The 650-nt window shown below is 67.2% G+C and carries 1 protein-coding gene; it reads right to left on the bottom strand.

Annotation, left to right across the window (positions count from 1 at the left end; all coding sequences use genetic code 11):
* Positions 1 to 650 (bottom strand): 4-hydroxy-2-oxovalerate aldolase (gene dmpG, locus ACZYYX_RS29435; RefSeq protein WP_463818373.1); only part of this gene is annotated, 650 nt, incomplete at both ends.

The raw sequence follows: 650 nt of genomic DNA, 5'->3' as shown, positions 1-650 counted from the left end.
TCGGCGGGCATCGCGGGGGCGACGACCTCTTCGGCGGCGTCGGCGATGTCGAAGAAATCGATGCCGGTCTTGACACCGATCTTGTCGAACACCCCGATCAACGCCTCGACCGGCGCGTTGCCCGCCCCGGCACCGAAGCGGCGGCACGAGCCGTCGATCTGCTTGGCCCCCGCCCGCACCGCCTCGATCGAATTGGCCACCCCCAACCCGAGGTTCTCGTGCCCGTGGAAACCCACCTGCGCATCGTCGCCGAGCTCGGCGACCAACGCCGCCACCCGGTCGGCCACCCCCTCCAGCACCAGGGCGCCCGCGGAGTCGACGACGTAGACGCACTGACAGCCGGCATCGGCCATGATCCGGGCCTGCGCGGCGAGCTTCTCCGGGGAGATCGTGTGGCTCATCATCAGGAAGCCGACCGTCTCCAGCCCGAGCTCACGCGCCAGCCCGAAATGCTGGATCGACACATCCGCCTCGGTGCAGTGCGTGGCGATCCGGCAGATCGACCCACCGTTGTTCTGCGCCTCCTTGATGTCCTCCTTGGTGCCCACCCCGGGCAGCATCAAGAACGCGATCTTCGATTCCTTCGCGGTCTCGGCGGCCAGCTTGATCAGTTCCTGCTCGGGAGTCTTGGAGAACCCGTAGTTGAAGCT

Source organism: Mycobacterium sp. IDUB_1 (genome assembly GCF_055419625.1).
Note: the sequence above shows the minus strand (reverse complement) of the source record. Positions and strands in the feature narration are given on the sequence as shown.